Raw genomic sequence first — 21,212 nt, 5'->3', positions numbered from 1 at the left:
CGGGCTAACTCCTCGTCTGTTCGGCAGCAACAGCGGCGTCGGAGAAGATATTGCGGATGACGCCGTTGGCCCATTCGAGGATCTCGGCGTCCTGCAGGTCCCGGCCGCCGATCCGGGCCGTCTTCGGCTTGGGGATGAGCACCGCGTCCAGGGCCGGCTTGGCCTGCGCGCCGGGGTACATCCGGGTGAGCCGCATGAGCTTGGACTCCGGCAGTTCCGCCGGGGAGAACTTGATGAAGTTGCCCTGCAGGGCAACGTCGCTCAGGCCGGCTTCGCGGGCGCCCACCCGGAACCGGGCGACGTCGATCAGGTTCTTCGCGGGCAGCGGCAGCTCGCCGTAGCGGTCAACAAGCTCCGCGAGGACCTCGTCGATCGCCTCGTAGGTGATGGCACCGGCCAGCTTGCGGTACGCCTCAAGGCGGAGCCGTTCGCCCGGCACGTAGTCATGCGGCAGGTGCGCGTTGACCGGCAGCTCGATCTTCATGTCCGCAGCCTTCTCCTCGGCCTCGCCGCGGTACTCCGCCACCGCCTCGCCGACCAGCCGGATGTAGAGGTCGAAGCCGACGCCCTGGATGTGGCCGGACTGCTCGCCGCCGAGCAGGTTGCCCGCGCCACGGATCTCCAGGTCCTTCATGGCCAGCTGCATGCCGGCGCCGAGTTCGTTGTGCGTGGCGACGGCCTTGAGCCGTTCCAGCGCCACCTCGCCCAGCGGCTTCTCGGAGGGGTAGAGGAAGTAGGCGTAGGCACGTTCGCGGCCGCGGCCCACGCGTCCGCGCAGCTGGTGCAGCTGCGAGAGTCCGTACTTGTCCGCCCCGTCCACGATCAGGGTGTTGGCGTTGGAGATGTCCAGGCCGGTCTCGATGATGGTGGTGCAGACCAGCACGTCGAAGCGCTTTTCCCAGAAGTCCACGATGATCTGTTCCAGCCGGCTCTCGGACATCTGCCCGTGGGCCACCTCCACCCGGGCCTCCGGGACGAGCTCGCGGATCTTCGCCGCGGTGCGGTCGATCGTGGAAACCCGGTTGTGGACGAAGAACACCTGGCCTTCGCGCATCAATTCGCGGCGGATCGCGGCGGAGGTCTGCTTGTCCGTGTACGGGCCCACATAGGTCAGCACCGGGTGGCGTTCCTCCGGCGGGGTGGCCAGGGTGGAAGTCTCGCGGATGCCGGTGAGCGACATTTCCAGGGTCCGGGGAATCGGGGTGGCGCTCATGGCCAGGACGTCCACGTTGGTGCGCATCTTCTTCAGCGCCTCTTTGTGTTCGACGCCGAAACGCTGCTCCTCGTCCACCACCACGAGGCCGAGGTCCTTGAAGGCGAAGTCCTTGGACAGCAGGCGGTGGGTGCCGATCACGACGTCGACGGAGCCGTTCTTGACCCCTGCTGCGGTCTCCTTGGCTTCCTTGGTGCCCTGGAAGCGGGACAGCGGCTTGACCACGAGCGGGAAGCCGGAGAACCGCTCGGTGAAGGTCTCGTAGTGCTGCTGGGCGAGCAGCGTGGTGGGCACGAGGATGGCGACCTGCTTGCCGTCCTGGACCGCCTTGAAGGCCGCCCGGACCGCGATCTCGGTCTTGCCGTAGCCGACGTCGCCGGAGATCAGCCGGTCCATCGGGATCTCGCGTTCCATGTCGGCTTTGACTTCGTTGATGGTGGTCAGCTGGTCCGGGGTTTCCACATAGGGGAAGGCTTCCTCGAGTTCGCGCTGCCACGGGGTGTCCGGGCCGAAGGCGTAGCCGCGGGAGGCCATCCGGGCCGAGTACAGCCGGATCAGCTCGCCGGCGATTTCCTTGACGGCCCTGCGTGCCTTGGACTTGGTGCTGGCCCAGTCCGAGCCGCCCATCTTGCTCAGCGCGGGGGTGTCCCCGCCGACGTACCGCGTGACCTGGTCCAGCTGGTCGGTGGGCACGAAGAGCCGGTCGCCGGGGGCGCCGCGCTTGGAGGGGGCGTATTCCAGCACGAGGTACTCGCGCACTCCGTCGCCACCACCAGCGACCTTGCGCTGGATCAGCTCCACGAACCGGCCGACGCCGTGCTGTTCGTGCACCACGGAGTCACCGGCCACCAGCTGCAGGGGGTCGACGGCGTTCCGCCGCTTGGACGGCATCCGGCGCATGTCCTTCGTGGAGCCCGGGGACGTGCGCCCCAGCAGGTCAGCCTCGGTCAGCAGCGCCAGCTTGAGCGGGTCCAGCACAAAACCGCGTCCGACGGCGGCGGTGGTCACCTCGATCAGCCCGGCCTGCGGCTCGTCGTCGAGGGATTCCACCCGGGCGCACGGGATGTCGTTGTCGTGGAAGAGTTCCGCGAGGCGCTGCGCCGGGCCGGGGCCCTCGGTCACCACGACCATCCGCCACTGGTCCCGGATATGGGAGCCGATGAAGTCCATCATTTCCGCCACGTCGCCCTGGTAGCCGCGGGGTTCCCGGGCGTGCAGGTTCAGCACGTCGACGTCGGGCAGCAGCTCCTCGTCGGTGGCGAGGGACGTGATGGACCACCAGGAGACGCCGTGCGCGAGGGCCGCCGAGCGGGTCTCGGTCAGCGAACGAAAGCTGGCGGAGTGCAGGGCTTCGGACGCCTGTGAGGTCAGGTCAAGGGGTGCCGTGCCGCCGTCGGACGCCGTGGACCACGCCGCTTCCAGGAATTCCTCGTTGGTGGCGGCGAGGTCGTGGGCGCGGGTCCGGACCTTCTCGGGTTCGATCACCACGGAGATGGAGCCGGCCGGGAGCTGGTCCAGGAAAGGGACCATGGCGTCCACCAGCACCGGGGCCAGCGACTCCATACCCTCGACGGCGATGCCGCCGGCGATCTTTTCCAGCATGTCCGCGGCGGCCGGGAGCTGGGACTTCAGCGTCGCGGCGCGGGACATGACGGAGGGCGTGATCAGGATTTCGCGGCAAGGCGGGGCGTGCAGTTCGGTGGGGTGGTGCACGCCCGGCGCGGTCAGCGAGCGCTGGTCGGCGACGGCGAACCAGCGCATCTGGTCCACCTCGTCGCCGAAGAACTCGACCCGGACGGGGTGGTCCTCGGTGGGCGGGAAGACGTCCAGCATGCCGCCGCGGACGGCGAACTCGCCGCGCCGGGTCACCATGTCGACCCGGGCGTAGGCGGCGTCGGCGAGGCTCTTCACGACGCTGCTGAAGGGGACCTCCTGGCCCACCTTCAGGGTCACCGGCACCAGTTCGCCCAGGCCCGCCACGATCGGCTGGACGACGGCGCGCACCGGGGCCACCACGACGCGCAGGGCGCCGCTTGGGGACGTTTCGGGGTGCGCCAGCCTGCGCAGCACGGCCAGCCGCCGGCCCACGGTATCCGAGCGCGGGGAGAGCCGCTCGTGCGGGAGGGTTTCCCAGCTGGGGAACTCGGCGACGGCGTCTGCCGGCAGGAAGGCTCGCAGGGCCGCGGTCAGGTCCTCGGCCTCGCGGCCGGTCGCGGTGACGGCAAGAACCACGGGGGTCCGGCGGCTGTCTCCGGCAGAGCCGGCAGAGCCGGTTTCGTTCTTGGCGAGTGTCGTGAGTCCGTCGGCCATTTCCGTGAGCAGCGCGGACCGCATGCCGGCCGGGGCGCTGATCTGGTAGTCCTCGCTGCGGGCGGCGAAACCGCGGGCGGCCTCTGCCTGGATGCGGGCGTAGTTCCGGTCTTCGGCGAGGACGCGGCGCAAACCGGTGAGAGAGGGGCCGTTGAGGCTCATAGCTGTTGCTCCTGATGGGATCACGGGGGTGCAGGCAACACGAATACCCGAAATTCGTGAGAATCCCGGGTCTTCCAAGCCTACCGCGGGGCCGGGGACGGCGGACGCCTCTACTGGCTCGCCGTGCTGCCGTTCCACAGCCTGATCTTCCCCGCCACGTCACGGAATATCACGGCCGCCGCCCGGGATCTCCAGAACCTCGAATCGGAGCCGGGCAGGCACACCCCGTAGAATATTGGGAGCCCGAAACGTCCAGTACAACAGCTTTGGAGATCCCATGCCCCTGAGTGCATCCACCACCCTGCCCCACAGTGTTGACCGCGTTACCGCTGTTCTCGTGAACGAGGATTTCCTGCGCCACACGAGCGAATACGTCGGCGGCAGCCTGGAATCGTTTGCCGTGGACGGTGACCCTGCCGGCGCGTTCGTCACCACCACCGTCCGGACCATCCCCACCACCCGGATGCCGGACATCGCCCGGAAATTCGTTGGTGAGAGCCTGAAGGTGACGCAGGTGGAGACCTGGGCAGCACCCGCCGCTGACGGTTCACGGCAGAGCAGCATTTCGATGAAGGTCGCCGGGGCCCCGCTGGACGTCAACGCCGTCCAGCGCCTCGTGTCCGCGGCCGGCAGCACCCGGATCGAGCTCGAAGGCACCGTCACGTCCTCGGTTCCGTTCCTGGGCGGCAAGATCGCCGAAGCGGCCGAGCCGATGGTCGGCAAGGCCCTGAACATCCAGTCGCAGCGGGCCCAGGCCTGGCTCGAAAGCCACTAGCAGCGTGGAACTGCCCGCAATCCTGGCCGTTGTCCTGATCGTGGCCGGCATCTGGTCCCTCGCCGTCTGGCCGCAGTTCCTGCGCCGGGTGATGAAGGACCCGCGGTCCCGCGACGCCGGCGGCCGGGCTACCCGTTTCCTGACGGTCCACATCGTCCTCGTCAGCGTCTCAATGGGGCTGGGCGCGGCGACGGCGGCAATCGGGATTGCCGGGTTGCTGGCTTAGCCGAAACCGCGGTGGCCCGGCTGTTGCCCCGAGCGCGGCGGCGCGCGGCAAACCCTTTGCCGCCCGCCGCCGCGCTCGGGGCACTAGACTCAGGGAAATCCGCGCGACCCACCGAAAGGCGTTGCCCATTGCGACCCCGCCGCCGCGTGGCCAGGTGGGAATTCACCGCCTACGCGATCATCCTGGGCGCCACAGCCCTGTGGCCCGTTCCCGTGGACCGCGCCGGAGCCGGGCTGCTGGCGAAGGCGCTGAAGAAGCTGCACCCCTGGGGGCTTCCGGAGTGGATTGACTACGCCTTCGTGGAGTCGGCGTCCAATGTGATCCTGTTCGTTCCCTTGGGCGCCCTGGTCGTCTGGATCCTTGGCAGGCGCTACTGGTGGGCAGGCGTGGCCGCCGGAATGCTGCTGTCCGGTGTGATCGAGCTCGCTCAGTTCCTCTTCCTGCCGGCCCGCTACCCCACACTGCTTGATGTCGCCGCCAACACCGCAGGGGCCACGCTCGGGAGTCTGCTCACGCTGCTGGTCATGACTCTCCGCAAGCCCGTGCCAAACGCGTCCCCAACACGTACTCTGTGATCACACCCTTTGCGGGAGGACTACGGAATGCGGATCTCGGTTATCGGCTGCGGGTATCTTGGTGCAGTCCACGCGGCGTGCATGGCGAAGCTCGGTCACGATGTGGTCGGCATCGACATTGACGAAATCAAAGTGGCGCAGCTGTCCAGGGGGCAGGCGCCGTTCTACGAGCCCGTATTGGACGAGCTACTTTCCGAGCTCGAGGAATCGGGGCGCTTGAGGTTCACCACTGAAATGTCGGACGCCCGCGGATCCGAGGTCCATTTCATCTGTGTGGGCACTCCGCAAAAACGCGGCGAAAACGGCGCCGACCTGCGCTTCGTTGATGCCGCGGTGGAGGCGTTGGCCGCCCACGTGTCCCCGGGCGACATCATCGCCGGCAAATCCACCGTGCCGGTCGGGACCGCGGCGCGGCTCGCCGACATCCTCGCCGAGACCGAACCGGGCGCCACGCTGGTATGGAATCCCGAATTTCTACGCGAAGGCCATGCGGTTACCGACACGCTGAACCCCGACCGCTTTGTCTACGGTGTCCCGGACGGAAGCGAGGAACACCCCGCGGTGGCTGTCCTGGACCAGGTCTACAAGCTGCCCCTCTCCAAGGGGACGCCGCGGCTGATAACCGACTATGCCACGGCCGAGCTCGTGAAGAGCGCCGCCAACTCGTTCCTCGCCACCAAGATTTCCTTCATCAATGCGATGGCCGAGGTCTGTGAAGCCACCGGCGCGGATGTCACCCGGCTGGCCGACGCTATCGGCCTGGACGAACGGATCGGCCGGAAGTTCCTGGATGCCGGCATCGGCTTCGGCGGCGGCTGCCTGCCCAAGGACATCCGGGGCTTCATGGCCCGCGCCGGCGAGCTGGGCGCGGACCAGGCTTTGACCTTTCTGCGCGAGGTGGACGCTATCAACATGCGGCGCCGGACCCGCGTCGTCGAGCTGACCCGCGAACTTTGCGGCGGTTCGCTGATGGGCCAGCGGATCGCCGTGCTCGGCGCCGCCTTCAAGCCCGAGAGCGACGACGTCCGCGACTCGCCGGCGCTCAGCGCCGCAGCACAGCTCCAGCTTCAGGGCGCTGTGGTGACAGTCACCGACCCGCAGGCCCTCACGAATGCGGCCAAGCGTTTTCCGGAGCTCCCGCTGGAACCGGACCTGGAGACCACCCTGCGCAGGGCCGACGCCGTCCTGCTGCTGACCGAATGGAAGCTGTACCGCGAGCTGGACCCGCACGCCACCCGGGCCCTCGTCTCCGCTCCGCGCATCCTCGACGGCCGGAATGTCCTGGATCCGGCCAAGTGGCGCGCCGCGGGCTGGACCTACAAGGGCCTCGGCCGGCCCTGAGCCGGGCAGGCGCGGGCAGGGTCAGCGTACGAGGGCTTGTCCGAGCGCGTCCTCGGCGGCGACCCAGGACAGCATGGCGCATTTGACCCGGGCTGCGTAGCGTGCCACGCCTTCAAACGCGGCGGCGTCCCCCAGCACTTCCGGATCCGCGGCCACTTTCCCGCGGGAGCGCAGCACCTCACGGAAACTGTCGATCACGGCGCGGAACTCTTCGGCAGCCATGCCTTCGGCGAGGTCCGTCAGCACGGATGCTGACGCCATCGAGATCGAACAGCCGTCACCGTCCCAGCGCACTTCCCTGACCTTGCCGTCCGCCACGGCGACCCGGACGGTGATTTCGTCCCCGCACACCGGATTGAGCTGATGCGACTGGCCGCTGCTCGCGCCGTCGGGGACGACTGCGCCGGCCAGCCCGCTGCCGTGCCGGGCCTTGGAGTGCTCCAGGATGATCTGCTGGTACAGCTGGTCGAGACTCATGTACTGCCGTCCTCAGGCTTGGAAGTATCCGCGGACATCGGCGACGGCCTGCAGAAACGCGTCCACATCGTCCGTGGTGTTGTAAAGGTAGGTGCTGGCACGCGTCGTCGCCGTCAGTCCAAGCCGGCGGTGCAGCGGCTGGGCACAGTGGTGCCCCACCCGCACGGCGATGCCGCGGCTGTCCAGGAACTGCCCGACGTCGTGCGCGTGGACGCCCGCGACGTCGAACGCGGCCAGCCCGATCCGTTCCTGGCCCGCAGCCGGTCCCAGTACGCGGATCCCCGGGATGGACTCAAGGCCCTCCACCAGGCGCTGACCGAGCTCGGACTCCCAGGCATGGATCCGGTCCAGCCCGGTTTCGCTCAGGTAGTTCGCGGCGGCGGCGAGGGCCACGGCCTGCGAGATCTTTTGGGTTCCGGCCTCAAAGCGCTGCGGGCTGGGCAGGAATCCGGCCCGCTCCATGGTGACGGTCGTGATCATGGAGCCGCCGGTTAGGAACGGTGGCATCGCGTTGAGCAGTTCGGACCTGCCGTACAGCCCGCCGATTCCGGTCGGAGCCAGCATCTTGTGCCCGGAGAAGACAGCGAAGTCCACGTCAAGTGCCTTGACGTCCAGAGGCAGGTGCGGCGCGGACTGGCAGGCGTCCAGCACGACGAGCGACCCGGCGGACCGGGCCAGCGCGACCAGCGCCGCCACCGGGTTGATGGTGCCGAGGACGTTGGAGGCGTGGGTGAAGGCAAGGATGCGCGTCCGGCTGCCGATGATGCGGGCGGCGGCGTCGAGGTCCAGGGCGCCGCGGTCATCCACGGGGATATAGCGCAGTGCGGCTCCGGTCCGTTCTGCCAGCTGCTGCCACGGAATCAGGTTGGCGTGGTGTTCCATCTCCGTGACCACGATTTCGTCACCGGTGGACAGGGCAAAGCGGGCCGCTTCGGGGGCCGCCCCGGGCAGGGAGGCGTTCAGGAAGGAGTAGCTGAGCAGATTCAGGCCTTCGGTGGCGTTCGAGGTCCAGATGAGTTCGTCCGGCTCGGCCCCGATGAAGGCTGCAACCGTTTCCCTGGCGTCTTCGAAGGCCTCGGTGGCCTCAACGGCGAGATGATGGGCACCGCGATGGACCGCCGAGTTCCGCTGTTCATAGAATTCCTGCTCGGCTTCCAGCACGCTAAGCGGGTTCTGCGACGTGGCCCCGGAATCCAGGTACACTAGGGGCTTGCCGTTGACGGACTGGCCCAGGATCGGGAAGTCGTTGCGGATCCGCAGGACCTCTGCGTTGTCCAGTGCGGTGGCAACAGGACCCGGGAACGTCGAAGCTGAAACTGTTGTCACCGTTGATTCCTCCCTTGGCGGCCCAAGGATGGGCCAATTACGCAATACAATCCTTACGTAATCATCTCATGTGCTGCGGAAGGAGCGGTCAAGGCCGTCGCCCTGCACCTCCTGCAGTAGTGCCGCACGAGCAGCAGGGCCGGCAGGAGTGCCAGGAAGTCGCGGTGCGACAGTCGCTCGTGCGGACCGGCCACTACCACTTCTGCCGCAGGCCGCCGCACGTCGGTGTACCCTGCTTCACCTCTGGAGAAAACAACATTTGCAAACTACATTAGACGCAGGCATCTGGTGGATATTCAGGGCAACCGGCCCGGCAGCTGGATCTGGGATTGATTCTGCTTATTCCACGGACGAATTAGAGGACTGCCGGCGGCTTTCATGCTTCCGTAGGGCCACGACGAGCTTAGGGGAAAATTGGACATTCGGCGGACCTTTCTCTCCCAGCCAAGGAACGCGGCGCCGTGAGGGTTTTAGTGTTATGGGCTCATCAGGATTCGGCGAACTTGGGGCTCCATGTCCTGGCGGAAGGAACAGCTGCGTTAGTTAAGCGCGCCTGGCCGGATGCCGAAATCGAATTTCAGGATTATGGCAAGGGCACCGCACCCATGCCTATCAGCAGTCCCAAATCCTTGGCTAAGGAGTGGGTGACAGGCAACCGCGGACTGAAAAAGTGGCTCCAAAGTTTTGACGTGGTGATCGATACCCGCTCGGGAGACAGCTTTGCAGATCTGTATGGAGTGGAGCGCCTCTTTGCGATGGGAATGGTCGCGGAACTTGTGCGCCGGGCCGGCGTACCGCTTATTCTCGGGCCACAGACCATCGGTCCCTTCGTTTCTGCGGCCGGCCGGGCACTAGGACGACGGAGCCTTAAGACGGCGGCGGCCGTGATGTCCCGGGACTCGGCAAGCGCGGCCCATGCCGAAAAGCTGGGACGGCCGGTGGACGTGGAAAGCACGGATGTCGTGTTCGCGCTGCCCCAGGCCCCGCGGACGGCACAGCGTGACGTGATCCTCAACATCTCCGGACTCCTGTGGACTCCAGGTCCCCACGTGGACGCGGAGCATTACCGAAGGACCGTCACGGCCCTGTATCAGGAGCTGCTCCGCGACGGAAGGAGCGTGAGCCTCGTGGCCCACGTCCTTGATTCCCCTGTTGCCGACAATGATGTTCCGGCTATCCGGGAGTTCGCTGCTGCGCACGCCCCGGGGGCCGAGGTGCTGATACCGACGTCCCTCACCAGCGTCAGGGAGCTGTTGGCAAGTGGCAGCATAGTGATTGGATCACGGATGCATGCCTGCCTGAACGCGCTCTCGTCGGGCACTCCGGCTGTCCCCCTGGCCTACTCGCGCAAGTTCGCTCCCCTGTTCCAGGATCTCGGGTGGAACCACACGGTTGATCTCCGCAGCCATCCGGATCCCGTGGCCGCGGTGCTTGCCGTCTGTGCCGACCCCGGCCTCGGGCGGCAGGTGGACGCTGTGCTGGCAAAGGCGGCGGACCTGCTGGCTGTTGCGCAGCGGTCGCTGGAATCCTTTCAGCGAGACAAGGTCCAGTGACCGGGTGAAGAGCAATGTAGCGGTGGTGCCATCGCTCGCAAACCAAGCCGCGCGGGGCGTCCTCGTGACGATGTCCGGCCAAGCCCTGCGAATAGCAGTTCAGGTACTCTCGGTTGCCATCCTCGCGCGGCTGCTCTCGCCGGCAGACTATGGCCTTCTGGCCATGGTTGCCGCAGTAATCGGCGTTGCCGACATCTTTCGGGATTTTGGCCTGTCCACGGCCGCAATCCAAGCCAGGACCCTCTCCAAGAGCCAGCGCAACAATCTGTTCTGGATCAACACGTCCATAGGACTGCTGCTTTCAATCCTCGTTTGGATTTCTGCCCCGCTGATCGCGACGCTGTATCAACAGCCCTCATTGGTTCCGATCGCGCAGAGCCTGGCGTGGACGTTCCTCCTGAACGGCATAGCCACCCAATACCGTGCGGACCTCAACCGAAGCCTGCGGTTCACACTGCTCGCAACGGCCGATGTGGCTGGCCCCGTCGTCGCGCTTGGCGTTGCGGCCGGGCTCGCAGCCGGTGGTGCCGGCTATTGGGCGCTGGTCGCCCAGCAGCTGGTCCAGTTCGCCGTCATGCTCGTCATAGTAGTGGCAGGTGCGCGCTGGTTGCCGGGTAGGCCGTCCAGAGCCACATCGATGGATGGGATGCTCCGTTTCGGCTGGAATATCGTAGCGACCCAGCTCATCGGCTACGTCAGCAGCAATGCAGACTCGGTGATCATCGGGCTGCGATATGGAGCCGACCCGCTCGGCCAGTACAACCGAGCCTTCCAATTGCTGATGAACCCCTTAAACCAGGTGCGCGCCCCGGTCACCCGGATAGCGATTCCGATCCTTGCCAGCCTGCAGGACGATGAGAAACGCTATTCGGCATTTCTGCTCCGGGGACAGAGCGCACTGGGCCACAGTCTGGGCTTCGTGCTGGGCGCGGGCGCGGGCGCATGTGTGCCCTTGACGGCCGTTTTCCTGGGAGCCGGCGAGTGGAGCGGGGTGGCTCCCATCCTTTCGCTGTTGGCCATTTCCGGAATTTTCCAGATGCTTGCCTTCGTTGGCTACTGGGTTTATGTCACTCGTGGATTGACGCGGAACCTCGTGCAGTACTCGGTTGTTTCGTCCGTCGTCAAAGTGCTGTTAGTCCTCCTCGGCAGCCAGTGGGGCGTCATCGGCGTTGCCGCCGGTTACGCTCTTGCCCCTGCCCTGACGTGGCCTTTGTCCTTCTGGTGGCTCTCCCGTTGCACTCCCGTGCCGGTACGCAGCCTCTATGGAGGGGCCCTCCGCATCGTGATCATGTCATTTGTCGCGGCGGCAACCTCCTGGGTGGTCGCAACCGCTCTGGCGGATGTGCCGGCGCTGATGGCTCTCCTCTCCGCCGTGGGGGCTGCCCTGATCATCTGCGCCTGCTTTGCCCTGGTCATTCCGCCGATCCGACGGGACGCCCAGGAAATCCTGGACGTCGCCCGACGCATGCTGCGGCCCACCCGCCGCGGGCACGGTAAGGGTGGATCTTCACGCGACGACGAAAAATCTTCGAAGGACGGGAAGGGCTCGTTGTGACAGTGCATTGACGATGGGATCCGCTCCTGCTGGCTCTGTGAGAGGTCCTCGCCAACGGCAACCGACCGGCACACCCAAACCGGTGGAACACCAAGAGTCGCCGAATTGCGCTGCCGGGCAGCAGCCAGGCCGGGAACGCTGCCCGCCGTCGCGGCCACGAGGTCATCGTCCGCTGACAGACGCACCCAGCCTGGGGTCTGTCGAGAATCCGGTCAGCGCCCTGATCCGGGCGGGTATCTGTACAGCCACCGAGGGGATGGCTGAAGTAACCGCAACCGAGACTTCGCCGGCCGGTGTCACCGCCGCCGGGCCGGTGAGCAGCATTCCTCTGGCGTCCTGGCCCGTGCCTTGGCGGTAGGACGTCAAGTCGCCGTAATTTCTGCTGCCTGTTGTCCCAACGGCCCATGAGAACAACGAGGGTTGAGCCGCTGCAGAGCTTCGATGGTACAGGTTGCCGTTGACCACTACGCCCATCTGCTGGCCCGTCTTCTTGCCGGTCTGATCCACCACTGCCAGTAACTGGCCCGCGGCGTCCGGGCCGGCGGAAACAATGTTGTTGCTGATCCGAATGTCCTGGCTGATCCACGGCATGGTGGGGTCCGGGTTGACCTGGCGGGGGTCGTGACCGGCGGTGCCGCGGTTTGCGGCAGACCTTTGATCCTGCGCGACGTGAATCCCGTTTTGGTTTCCGACGATGGTGTTGTTCCAGACAGCCACGTGCCCCGTGTTGATGACGTACACTCCGTTCCGGGCGTTGCCTCTCATCCGATTGTTCGCGACCACAGCAGTATCGGAAATTTCGACGACGAGGCCATGCCTCCGATTGTCGGAGATCACGTTATTTGTCACTGCCATGTTGTAGACGGACTCATCCATCCATAGGCCCGTGCCGTCATTGTTCAAAAACGCACTGTTGGTCACCGTGACATCCCTGCTACGAGTAATCTTGTATCCGCCGGCTGCCGGCGTTTGGTTGAAGTGCTCCGTGTTGTTATTCGTTACCCGCACACCGTCCGCGAGAAGGTGATCGGCGTAAACAGAATGGATACCGAGGAAGCCGTTGTTTGAGCTGGTGACCCTTCGCAGATCGACGTTGGGTGCACCGACAGTCAACCCTGTTGTCGCGTTGTCAGTTGTCACTACGTTTTCGACCAGACCGTTGGCTGCCAGCTGGCTAACTTCGATGGCGCCCATATCGGGCACCGACGGAGCGTAGCGTCGTACGCCCACTCCCCGCAGCACGCTGCCGTCCGCGCGGAGGGAGATGGCTTTGTTGAGGGTACTGGCGCGCACGGTTTGGCTGGCGGGGTCGCTGCCCACGTAAAGACGTTTCCCGGCAAGATCAACATAGAAAGTACCCGCTGTGACTGCGCCGCGGCTGCCCACTTGTTTTTGTGCCGCGCCGCCAATCCAGACTTGGTCGGGGTGGGCAGCCATCGGGTGCAACGCGCTAATAAATGACCAGCCAGGGACGGTGTTATCTGCTGCACCGCGGCGATAGGTGGGACTTGCATCGAAGTTCGTATTCCAGTCCGCACGAACCCAGGCATTGCCTGATTTAGTCCATCCCTTAATGACCTCGCTGCCATCCAGCCAGGCGGCTTCGCCAGGATAGTTCTGGATTATCAGCTTCTTGTTGTTCTCCGGCATCACCGATTCGTGGTAATCACCGCCACGCAGCACGATCGTGCCCCCCGCGGGGGCTGAACGAACCGCTTGCTGCAGGGTCCGAAGCGGGGCGCCTATCCTGCCGCTGGCGGTGTCGGACCCGGAGGATGCCACAAACACGGCGCCGGCGGGGTAGGGATAGGCTGCCCGCCCGACCGGCAGGGATCCGGCCTGAGCACTGGACGCGGGGACCGGCTCAGGTGCGGGAGCCGGTGCGGGAGCCGGTGCAGTTGCGCGAGTTCCTGGCTCCGTTGCTTCGAAACGCTGCACTCCGAAGCGCACAGCATTGGATCCGGTGGACGTGTATGCCCACAGGCCGGTCGTTCCTGCCGCTCGGATCCGGCCTGGCGACGCGTCGTCAGCCACCACCTGCCAGTCCGGCTGGACGCTGCCGGCGACCCAAAGCCTGGCCTTCAACGTCACTGGATCCGCGCCCGTGACTTCGAATTGAATGTTCAGCTTCTGGCCGGCGCCTGCGTTTATGGCGCTCAGTTGCTCAGCTCCCAGCTCCGTGACCGTCTCCGGCGCACCGTCGACGCGGCTGGTCCCCAGGTAAACGGATCCGTCGGGCGTGGTGCGCACAGTTGAGCGGTACGACCATCCGCCGGATTTTCGGGCCTGGAGAGCGAAGGTGGCACCCCAGCCCTGCTGCGGCAGTTCCCGTACATTCACATTGGCTGAGACCCGCACGTCGTTGACCCTGGCGCCGGCATAGGTGACGTCGCGGGCCGATCCCGGCTCGTCGATTGCGATGACACCCGAATGGTCCACCACCCGCAGTCCTTTGTCGCTGCTGTACGAGTATGGTCCACCTTTGTCGGGCGTCCCCCATCCCGCGGACTGCGGGCTGGAAAAGTCGTCTTGGACATGCACGCTGGCGGGCGTTGCGGCCTGGGCTGGCGGCGTGCTCGCGAGTGCAATGGACAGCACGGCGAGGGCGGCCAGCCTGGCCGGGGAGAAACATGAGCGATGAGGTGAGAGCATGCTTAACAACTCCAGGCGTCGGTGAACGTTGCAAACCGAAGGAACGTGGCCGTCCGGTTGTTCGCGTACTCATGAGACCGTTAGCACTGGTGCTTGAAGGCTGCCACCCCGGGCAATCTGGCCCTCAGCTCCCCTGCTTAGGCGTCCAAATCGCTCGACGTTTGACAAACGGTATATACGCAAACATGCGGCCGGTGATGGATAAATGCGTTCCGCAGCCTGTCGAAATCATCGGGCTGCGGGCCCGCCTCCCTTCCGAAGCACCTGTTTCCAGGGGGTCAAATTTCCAGGCGTCAAACCATTTCGTGTCTGGGAGCAGGAGCCGCCTGCTCGCGGGCCGGCTGGGATGTGCGGACACCTCCGTTCTTCGATCGCCTCTTCCGGAGGCAGAAGACCACTCCCGAAATCTGAACCCCAGCGGCCTGCACCTCCTCCAACCGCGTCCGCACGTCGCGGCGCCGGGTTTTTCCGTCCTCGACTGTCAACACCAGACCATCAAGGCGCCGTGCGATCTGCAGGGCGTCGGCCGCCTGATCAAGGGGCGCCGCTTCGACGAGCACGACGTCGTACAGCGACTGCAGACGCTCAATCAAGCCATCGAATCCTTTGGACGCCAACTGCCGGTGGCGGTTCGCTCCCGTTGTTCCGGCCATCAGCTCGTCGTAGGTTCCGCCAGCGGCGGGGCTTACCACTTCCTCCAGCTCCACGTCGCCTTCCAGAACGTCCGAAAGGCCGTGCCCTCCCGTGGGATCCTTCCCCTGGTATGCATGCACCACGATGACCTGGGTGTCCTGCTCCGCGAAGGCGGCGGCCAAGTTGTCCGTAACCTGACAGTTGGACCGCTGGCGCGAGGCGGCAGCCACAACAATGCTTAACGGCCCTTCCGCCCCATGGAGCTGTTGGAGGTTCATCACGGCGCGGCGATACTGGTCAGCGGACGTGGATGAAGGCTCGGCCACCATAAGAGGCACACCGGCTGGACGGGGTTCCACGACGGCGAGAACGGCTACCGGCCCCGCGGACTTAAGGTCACTCACTCCCCTCACACGCGAGCGTAGTGTCTCCCGGATGAGGCCCATCAGGAAGCCCAGCAGGAGTCCTAAAAAGGCTCCTGCCGCAATGTTGGTCCTCACATCGGACGATCCAGGGCTGGATCCCGCCGTCGCCTGCTCAATAGTCTGGGCGCTGATGCTGCCCTTCCCGGCACCGGACTTTGGCCCGATTTGCTCCGCCACCAGAGTCAGGTTTTGTGCCACCGCATTGGCTATGTCCCTGGCTTGGCTGGCCGACCGGTCCGCCACGACAATCTGCAGAATCACGGAGTCAGGCGAAAAGGAGACGTCAAGGGAATTCGCCAGCGCCCGCGAGGACGTATCCAGGGATAAATCCCGAATAACTGAGTCCAGCACAATCGGGGCAGCGGCCAGTTTTGCAAACGACACCATTTGTTTCTGGGTGTAGTTCGAGCCCTGGTTGAGGTCCGTTGCGGACTGCGAGAAATCGAGGGAAAAATAGACGCTGGACTGAGATTTATAGAGGGGATCACTAAACTGATCGGCCGCCCAGCCCCCTGCCGCACCCAGCATGATGAATACGATAAACGTTATCCAGTGACGCCGCAGGAACTCGAGTTCCTTGCGCTTCTCATTCATTGCTTACCCCCTGTTTCGGCCGGTTCAAGTCAATGCGGCCGGCTGGCGGCGTCCTGAATTCCGGAGTGACTAGTTGCTTGCGCTCTTTTTGAATCATCTGCGTGCTGACTGCGAGACCGCACATAAACCACAGGAAAAAAGAGTACTGCGTGATAAGAGCCACGGTTGCGAAGCTGGGCAATTGCGCGACGAGGGCGATGGTCGGCGGGGTGGCTTTGCGGCGAAGCACAAGGACCACGGCCCCCACCAACAGGCCCCCTACCCCGAGCAGGGGAATGAGTCCGAAGGAGAGCCCCAGGAGAATCAGGGCACTGTCTATGGAACGGAAATTCCCGAAATACGCTGTTCCGTCAGGCAACACCTGGAAGACATCGGCGACGCCCAGCAGCCTCATTTGCGGAACGAGACCCAAGAGATCAGCCCGGTACTCGGCGCTCCCTGAGGCCTCCTCCCCAGCCTCCAGGAAAGTCCCGGTCAGGAGCGGCAAGGCCGCAGCCGCCGCACCCGCCAGCAGGGCCAGGAAAGCCAAGCGGTTCCGCGCCGTCAGCCCCGAGGGAAGAAACACCACCGTCAGCACGAGCGCCGTGACGGCCGTAATGATCCCGATCCGGCTAAAGGTGAGCGCAGCCGCCCCCAAGAGACCCGAAACCACCAGCATTCTGATCCAGAGAGGCAACTTCGCAGCCATGGCCAGGGGCAGTGCCAGCGCCAGGCAGGCGCCCAGTGCTATCGAATGGCCGAAGGCGCCCTCGACACGAAGCACGCCCCCGCGGGGCTGGATCTGGCCCCAGAGCATGAACTGGGCGTTGGAGGAGGGGAAGAGCCTGACAAAAAAATTCTCGCCCCTCAGGTACTCGACCAGGGCCAGTATGGCTACTGCTGCGAAGACGATAACGAGGATCCGGTACAGCACCGGAACGGAGATGCGCGCTGGCGCAAGGCGCCCCAACACATAGGCGAGAATCCAGTAGGCGAACAGCGTGAGCCCGTCCGAAATCCGCTCAAGGCCGAGGAGGAACGCAAGACCGTAGAGAACGGCGATCACCAGCACAACGATGTCGACGACGGAAATACCTGCCACCGGCTTCCCCGCCCAGGCGACTACCGCGAGCGCCGACAACAGGACAAGGCCTGGAAGGAACACCTTGCTGCCGGCACCAACCCAGATCGGCACGAAGCACAGGGTGAACGCCCACAGGCAGAAGCCGAGCGTCGGGTACTTTCGCAGCGCGAGCACCAGCAGAACGGCCAACACCGCTGCGACCCCGGTGAGCAGGTCGCCGTTCACTTCCGTCGCCAGACTTCCAGTCATCCCGGCACCTGCCCTCCGGTTGCGGCGCCGCCGGAGCCGGGGGTGATGCCCTTCAGGCGCAAGCCATCCTTCAGGCCGCGAAGCGCAGGCTTGATGGTCTGGCTGGGCCGGTGCAGGAATTGCCGCCGCCCTCCCCGGAGGAGAATCTCGTAGGCCGCCTTCAGCGAGCCACGCTGCCACCGGCGCCGGTCTTTCAGGTCGAGGTTCTTCCGGGCAAACATGAGGCGGTTGCGGATGTTGTAGTAGTAGTAGGTCGGCGACTTGGCGCGGTGACGGTTTCCGGATGCGTCGTCAGTGTGGGTGGCCCCTTCGTCGTGGATTGCGGTCGCAGTCCTTACGCAGGTCAGTCGCCCACCGGCCTGGAGGATGCGGTGCGAAAGGTCGACGTCCTCCCAGTACAGGAAATAGTCCTCGTCAAAGCCGCCCACTACCTCCCATAGCTGCCTGCTGATCATCAGGCATGCGCCGGTCAGCCAGGATTGGTACGGGGCGTTCACTTCACCGCGGCGTCGCTCTGATCGGATGCTGCCATCGCGGAGATACAGGTCCGCTCCGGCGAACCACACCGCGCCCTCGGACGTGCGGATTACCGGGGCACACATGGTCATGGGAGAGGCCGCAACCTCGGCCTGCAGTAACTCGACATCGCGGCGGTCCATAGTCGCATCGGGGTTGATCAAGAGCATGCGTTCAGCGCCGAGCTCGATGGCCCTGGCAACGCCGAGGTTCATGCCGCCGCCAAATCCGACGTTAACCTCGGGCGCCAGCAGATGCCAGCCGTTGCTGCGGGCCTGCACCCGGACAGCCGTGCGCTCAGGAGCCGTCGAAAAGCTGTCAACGACGACGATGTGCGCCTCGGGTGATTGCCTGGCCATGGGAAGGAGATTGGCTTCGAGAAGGCGGTGCGAGCCATAATTCACGACGACAATGGCCCACGGTGCTGCCCCAGTATCATCCATATGTTGCACACTAGCCTCAGCCACGGCGGTACTCCTGATAGCTGTAGCCCAACGCGCCGACGAGCATTCCCGCTCCGCGCGCGCAGGTCCGTAGCCCCTTGGCGTTGTCAGCCACCGAGTGGGTGGCGACCCCGTAGACGAATCTTAAGGCGCCGCCAAGGGATCGCACGCAGCCCGCTCCCACGAGGCGGCAGTGGTCTCCAAGACGGCCGTATCGCCCGCCGGATCCCCCACCGGCCAGTTCGAGGCTGACCTGGCTCCAGGTGTTCCCACTGCTGAAGGCACGCTGCAGGACCCACTTGCGCGTGGATCTGTCCTCGGGAACAATGTCGGCAACCAACGCCTCATCGCACCAGACGATCTTGCCGCCGCGCTGAATGATCTGCCGCGTAAAGAGCGTGTCTTCTCCCCCGGTCAATCCGAACCGGGAGTCAAAGTCCAGTCCCAGCCGGGAGATCTGTTCCAGATCCAACAAAAGATTGCCCGTGTGAGCGACCGTAACCTCAGTTCCTGTCGGGAGCCGGCGGCGTTGAAAGAACCCGCCGCTGGAGATCCAGTCCTCCGGTTTGACAGCAAATTCGGACACGACAGGCCCGACCACTGCCGCCGCCTCCGTCCGGTGGTAGGTGTCCAGCAGAGAACGCAGCCAGCCGGCGGACGGAAGTTCATCGTCGTCGATGAAGGCGAGGACACGTGCACCACGCGCTTCCAGCAGGGCCCGGCTTCGCCCTGCCGCAATGCCGGGCCGCGGCTCGTTCACATACACGAGGACATCGGATCCGAAGGAATCGACGACGCTCCGCGCAGACGCTTTGGGATCGTTGTCAACCACCAGCACCTTGGTGGCCAGGGGCGCCCCGGCGGCTTGCTGTATCAGCAGGGGGAGCAGCGCCTGCAGCCCCTCCGGCCGGAGATATGTCAGCACGGCGATAACAACATGAGCATCAGCGCAAGACATGGGTCCTCCCTTGGATCGAGCCGGCGACAAGGGCGTCCAGCTGCTCGTTCAGGCCTTCAGCGTACGTCTCCACGCTGTGGCGGGCCGCTGCATGCCCGGCGTCGCGCACCGCCGCCAGACGGTAGTGATTCCATCTGGCCCACACCAGCACAATCGCCCGCGCAAACGCGTCGATATCCCCTGGCGGAACGAGCTGGGCCGATTCGTAGCCCGCTGCCGCTTCTCGCAGGCCGGACGTATCACTGACAATCAGAGGCCGCGCACTCAGGATCGCCTCGACGGCCGTATTGCCGAAGGGTTCATCAAAGCTCGACGGCACGATGGCAACGTCCGTTTCCTTCCGAAGGGGCCACACGTCGTCTTTGAAACCGTGGAACGTCACGATGTCGTCCAATTCCAGCTCGTGCACTCGGCGGTGAAGGTCCTCTTCAAATTCCTCGTAGCCGGGAAATACGCCGCCGACAATGTCCAGCGAAACGTTGACCCCTTCCTGCCGGGCCCGGGCCACCGCTTCCACCGCCACATCCACCCCCTTGCGCCGCGAGAGGCGGCCGACATACAGCAGGCGCAGCGGCCCCTGGATCGGCGTCCGTGCCCCCTCAACGCTGTCCGGCCCCGGAACACCGTTGTACAAGACATGGGTGCGGCCGGATAGCCGCGGCAGCGAGCGGGCCAGCAGGCGCGCGCTGAATTGGCTGTTGGACACGATGGACGATGAAAGGGCCAACGGCGCCGCCAGGAGGCGCTGCAGAATGGCAGGAGCTGATTCCTCCGCTTCATGCACGTGCGTCAGCACAGGTTTCCCGGCCAGCCGTCCCAGCAAACCCCATAACGGGATGGTCAGCGTGCTGACGTACAGCACGTCTGGACGGGCGCCGGCAATCAGCCGCCAGCCATTGACAGAGGCCTTGAGGGAATGGCCGGCAAGGCCGAGGAGCGCCCTGGGACGGAGCATCGATTTCCGGAGCACGGGGGTAGGACAGAACAGCACAGGAACCCGCAGCCGTTCCAGTTCGGCAACAAGCGGGCCGGTCTGCGGAAGCACCACGGTGACGGCTGCACCGTGGTTGACCGCAGCTGCGACGCTTTCAAGGAAGACCCGATCGGCGCCATACATTTCAGCGCCGGGGTGGGCCATCAGCACTCGGGGCCGGCCGGTCATGAGAGTACCTTTCGATAGGCGTCCAAGTGCAACCGTCCAGTCTCGTCCCATCCGCGGCGGGACAGATCGGGCTCCGCGGAACGGACGCCGGACCGGACAGCTTGCAGTGCGTTTACCAAAGTCTCAGCCACCAGATCGCCCTGGTACAAATAGACCCAGCCCGGCCCCACTTCCTCGAGCAGGCACCGATTGACCTCGTTGTCCGGCAACAATACCGGCCTGCCCAGCGACAGCACCGTCAGCGCGCCGGCCGAGTTGTGCATGAACCGGTAAGGAAGCACCACAAGCTCCGAGGACGTCACGATGTCCACGAGCACGCTATCGGAGAGCTGGCGCAGATCCAGCTGAATGCGGGCGTCGCCGCCCGCGAGATCCTGGATGGTGGTTGCCAGTTCGGCTGTTGAAGGCCTGCCGCCGATGCGCAGGGTCAGCCCCGGCTGGTTCCCGGAGATGGCGGCAAAAGCTTCGACAAGGGACTCCACCCCTTTGTAGCGCCGGACAAGTCCTACGTAGCCGAACCTCCCGGCGGCCGCCCCGCTTTTTTGGTGCGGGGCGTACCACGACCGGTAGTCGCCATGCGGAACGGTGACGGCGTGAAGCCTCGGAGGTACGTCGGTGAGTGCGTTCAGTCGAATGCACAAGGCGGTTCGCCGCTCGAATACCTGCAACAGAAATTTCTCCCGCCGCGATATCCCCTGCGGCAGCCCGACATTATGCATCGTCCGGACAATTGGAATTCCCTTGGCGGCCAGCTTTGCCAACAAGATGAGCGTCAGCATCTGGCGCACCGCTTTCTTGACCGGGGAATGCCCGTCCACCAGGATCTCGGGCCAATGCACGTGGAAGACGTCATAGCGGCCCATGAGTGCCCGGCGCCAGGAGAAGTTCACCACAGTGACGTCCGGCAGGTCCCGGAGGCTGCGGCTCAGCAGCTCGGTGTAAGGATTGCTGTGCGGGCGGGGAACGGGAAAGGATTGAAGCACCGTGATCGGCTGACAATCCTT

General features: G+C 65.1%; 16 protein-coding genes. 6 read left to right on the top strand and 10 right to left on the bottom strand.

Annotation, left to right across the window (positions count from 1 at the left end; all coding sequences use genetic code 11):
• Positions 1–4: 4 nt before the first annotated feature.
• Positions 5–3,685 carry a transcription-repair coupling factor gene (mfd, locus tag ACQCSU_RS17960; RefSeq protein WP_426976599.1) on the bottom strand — a complete coding sequence of 1,227 codons (3,681 nt, stop codon included), beginning with the start codon at positions 3,683–3,685 and terminating at the stop codon, positions 5–7.
• A 277-nt stretch (positions 3,686–3,962) separates the two neighbouring features.
• On the opposite strand from mfd, the gene ACQCSU_RS17955 reads away from it, so the two are divergent.
• The 4 genes from ACQCSU_RS17955 to ACQCSU_RS17940 all read left to right on the top strand — a co-directional run bounded on the left by ACQCSU_RS17955 (position 3,963) and on the right by ACQCSU_RS17940 (position 6,602).
• Positions 3,963–4,460, top strand: a complete 498-nt coding sequence (locus ACQCSU_RS17955) for a DUF2505 domain-containing protein (RefSeq protein ID WP_426976598.1) — start codon at positions 3,963–3,965, stop codon at positions 4,458–4,460.
• A 4-nt stretch (positions 4,461–4,464) separates the two neighbouring features.
• Positions 4,465–4,686, top strand: coding sequence for an SCO4848 family membrane protein (locus tag ACQCSU_RS17950; protein WP_426976597.1), 222 nt, complete (start codon positions 4,465–4,467; stop codon positions 4,684–4,686).
• Between the two features lie 128 nt (positions 4,687–4,814).
• On the top strand, positions 4,815–5,261 hold the full coding sequence (locus ACQCSU_RS17945) for a VanZ family protein (protein WP_426976596.1): 447 nt from the start codon (positions 4,815–4,817) through the stop codon (positions 5,259–5,261).
• Between the two features lie 27 nt (positions 5,262–5,288).
• Positions 5,289–6,602: a UDP-glucose dehydrogenase family protein gene (locus tag ACQCSU_RS17940; protein WP_426976595.1), complete on the top strand. Its 1,314-nt coding sequence runs from the start codon at positions 5,289–5,291 to the stop codon at positions 6,600–6,602.
• A 21-nt stretch (positions 6,603–6,623) separates the two neighbouring features.
• On the opposite strand, the gene sufU is transcribed toward ACQCSU_RS17940, so the two are convergent.
• Positions 6,624–7,079: a Fe-S cluster assembly sulfur transfer protein SufU gene (gene sufU, locus ACQCSU_RS17935; RefSeq protein ID WP_426976594.1), complete on the bottom strand. Its 456-nt coding sequence runs from the start codon at positions 7,077–7,079 to the stop codon at positions 6,624–6,626.
• A gap of 12 nt (positions 7,080–7,091) precedes the next feature.
• Positions 7,092–8,405 (bottom strand): SufS family cysteine desulfurase, encoded by a 1,314-nt coding sequence (locus ACQCSU_RS17930; protein ID WP_426976593.1) that lies wholly within the window; start codon positions 8,403–8,405, stop codon positions 7,092–7,094.
• 461 nt (positions 8,406–8,866) lie between these two features.
• Between ACQCSU_RS17930 and ACQCSU_RS17925 the strand changes: the two genes are divergently transcribed.
• Together ACQCSU_RS17925 and ACQCSU_RS17920 are read left to right on the top strand one after the other, a co-directional pair.
• Positions 8,867–9,958, top strand: coding sequence for a polysaccharide pyruvyl transferase family protein (locus tag ACQCSU_RS17925; RefSeq protein ID WP_426976592.1), 1,092 nt, complete (start codon positions 8,867–8,869; stop codon positions 9,956–9,958).
• Complete coding sequence (locus tag ACQCSU_RS17920) at positions 9,846–11,513, top strand: lipopolysaccharide biosynthesis protein (protein ID WP_426976591.1); 1,668 nt, start codon at positions 9,846–9,848, stop codon at positions 11,511–11,513. Before ACQCSU_RS17925 ends, ACQCSU_RS17920 begins: the two co-directional genes overlap by 113 nt.
• 162 nt (positions 11,514–11,675) lie before the next feature.
• On the opposite strand, the gene ACQCSU_RS17915 is transcribed toward ACQCSU_RS17920, so the two are convergent.
• From ACQCSU_RS17915 to ACQCSU_RS17885, 7 genes are all read right to left on the bottom strand, one after another.
• Positions 11,676–13,955, bottom strand: coding sequence for a right-handed parallel beta-helix repeat-containing protein (locus tag ACQCSU_RS17915; RefSeq protein ID WP_426976590.1), 2,280 nt, complete (start codon positions 13,953–13,955; stop codon positions 11,676–11,678).
• Positions 13,956–14,458: 503 nt separating this feature from the next.
• Entirely contained in the window at positions 14,459–15,817 is a 1,359-nt protein-coding gene (locus tag ACQCSU_RS17910) for a hypothetical protein (protein ID WP_426976589.1), read from the bottom strand.
• A complete protein-coding gene (locus tag ACQCSU_RS17905; protein WP_426976588.1) occupies positions 15,810–17,105 on the bottom strand; it encodes a hypothetical protein in 1,296 nt (431 codons plus the stop codon). The genes ACQCSU_RS17910 and ACQCSU_RS17905 overlap by 8 nt, the downstream gene beginning before the upstream one ends.
• Before the next feature lie 20 nt (positions 17,106–17,125).
• Positions 17,126–18,088 carry a glycosyltransferase family 2 protein gene (locus ACQCSU_RS17900; protein WP_426976587.1) on the bottom strand — a complete coding sequence of 321 codons (963 nt, stop codon included), beginning with the start codon at positions 18,086–18,088 and terminating at the stop codon, positions 17,126–17,128.
• 16 nt (positions 18,089–18,104) lie between these two features.
• Entirely contained in the window at positions 18,105–19,046 is a 942-nt protein-coding gene (locus tag ACQCSU_RS17895; RefSeq protein WP_426976586.1) for a glycosyltransferase family 2 protein, read from the bottom strand.
• Positions 19,033–20,208: a glycosyltransferase gene (locus ACQCSU_RS17890; protein WP_426976585.1), complete on the bottom strand. Its 1,176-nt coding sequence runs from the start codon at positions 20,206–20,208 to the stop codon at positions 19,033–19,035. The genes ACQCSU_RS17895 and ACQCSU_RS17890 overlap by 14 nt, the downstream gene beginning before the upstream one ends.
• Positions 20,205–21,101 carry a glycosyl transferase gene (locus tag ACQCSU_RS17885; RefSeq protein ID WP_426976584.1) on the bottom strand — a complete coding sequence of 299 codons (897 nt, stop codon included), beginning with the start codon at positions 21,099–21,101 and terminating at the stop codon, positions 20,205–20,207. The genes ACQCSU_RS17890 and ACQCSU_RS17885 overlap by 4 nt, the downstream gene beginning before the upstream one ends.
• Positions 21,102–21,212: the final 111 nt, after the last annotated feature.

This window comes from Pseudarthrobacter sp. O4 (assembly GCF_050157025.1).
Classification (GTDB): domain Bacteria; phylum Actinomycetota; class Actinomycetes; order Actinomycetales; family Micrococcaceae; genus Arthrobacter.
Note: the sequence above shows the minus strand (reverse complement) of the source record. Positions and strands in the feature narration are given on the sequence as shown.

What these genes read in the sequence shown, in the direction of transcription:
- ACQCSU_RS17910 (WP_426976589.1), bottom strand. Translation starts at nt 15,817, where the DNA reads ATGAATGAGAAGCGCAAGGAACTCGAGTTCCTGCGGCGTCACTGGATA.
- sufU (WP_426976594.1), bottom strand. Translation starts at nt 7,079, where the DNA reads ATGAGTCTCGACCAGCTGTACCAGCAGATCATCCTGGAGCACTCCAAG.
- ACQCSU_RS17900 (WP_426976587.1), bottom strand. Translation starts at nt 18,088, where the DNA reads ATGGATGATACTGGGGCAGCACCGTGGGCCATTGTCGTCGTGAATTAT.
- ACQCSU_RS17890 (WP_426976585.1), bottom strand. Translation starts at nt 20,208, where the DNA reads ATGACCGGCCGGCCCCGAGTGCTGATGGCCCACCCCGGCGCTGAAATG.
- mfd (WP_426976599.1), bottom strand. Translation starts at nt 3,685, where the DNA reads ATGAGCCTCAACGGCCCCTCTCTCACCGGTTTGCGCCGCGTCCTCGCC.
- ACQCSU_RS17895 (WP_426976586.1), bottom strand. Translation starts at nt 19,046, where the DNA reads ATGTCTTGCGCTGATGCTCATGTTGTTATCGCCGTGCTGACATATCTC.
- ACQCSU_RS17940 (WP_426976595.1), top strand. Translation starts at nt 5,289, where the DNA reads ATGCGGATCTCGGTTATCGGCTGCGGGTATCTTGGTGCAGTCCACGCG.
- ACQCSU_RS17955 (WP_426976598.1), top strand. Translation starts at nt 3,963, where the DNA reads ATGCCCCTGAGTGCATCCACCACCCTGCCCCACAGTGTTGACCGCGTT.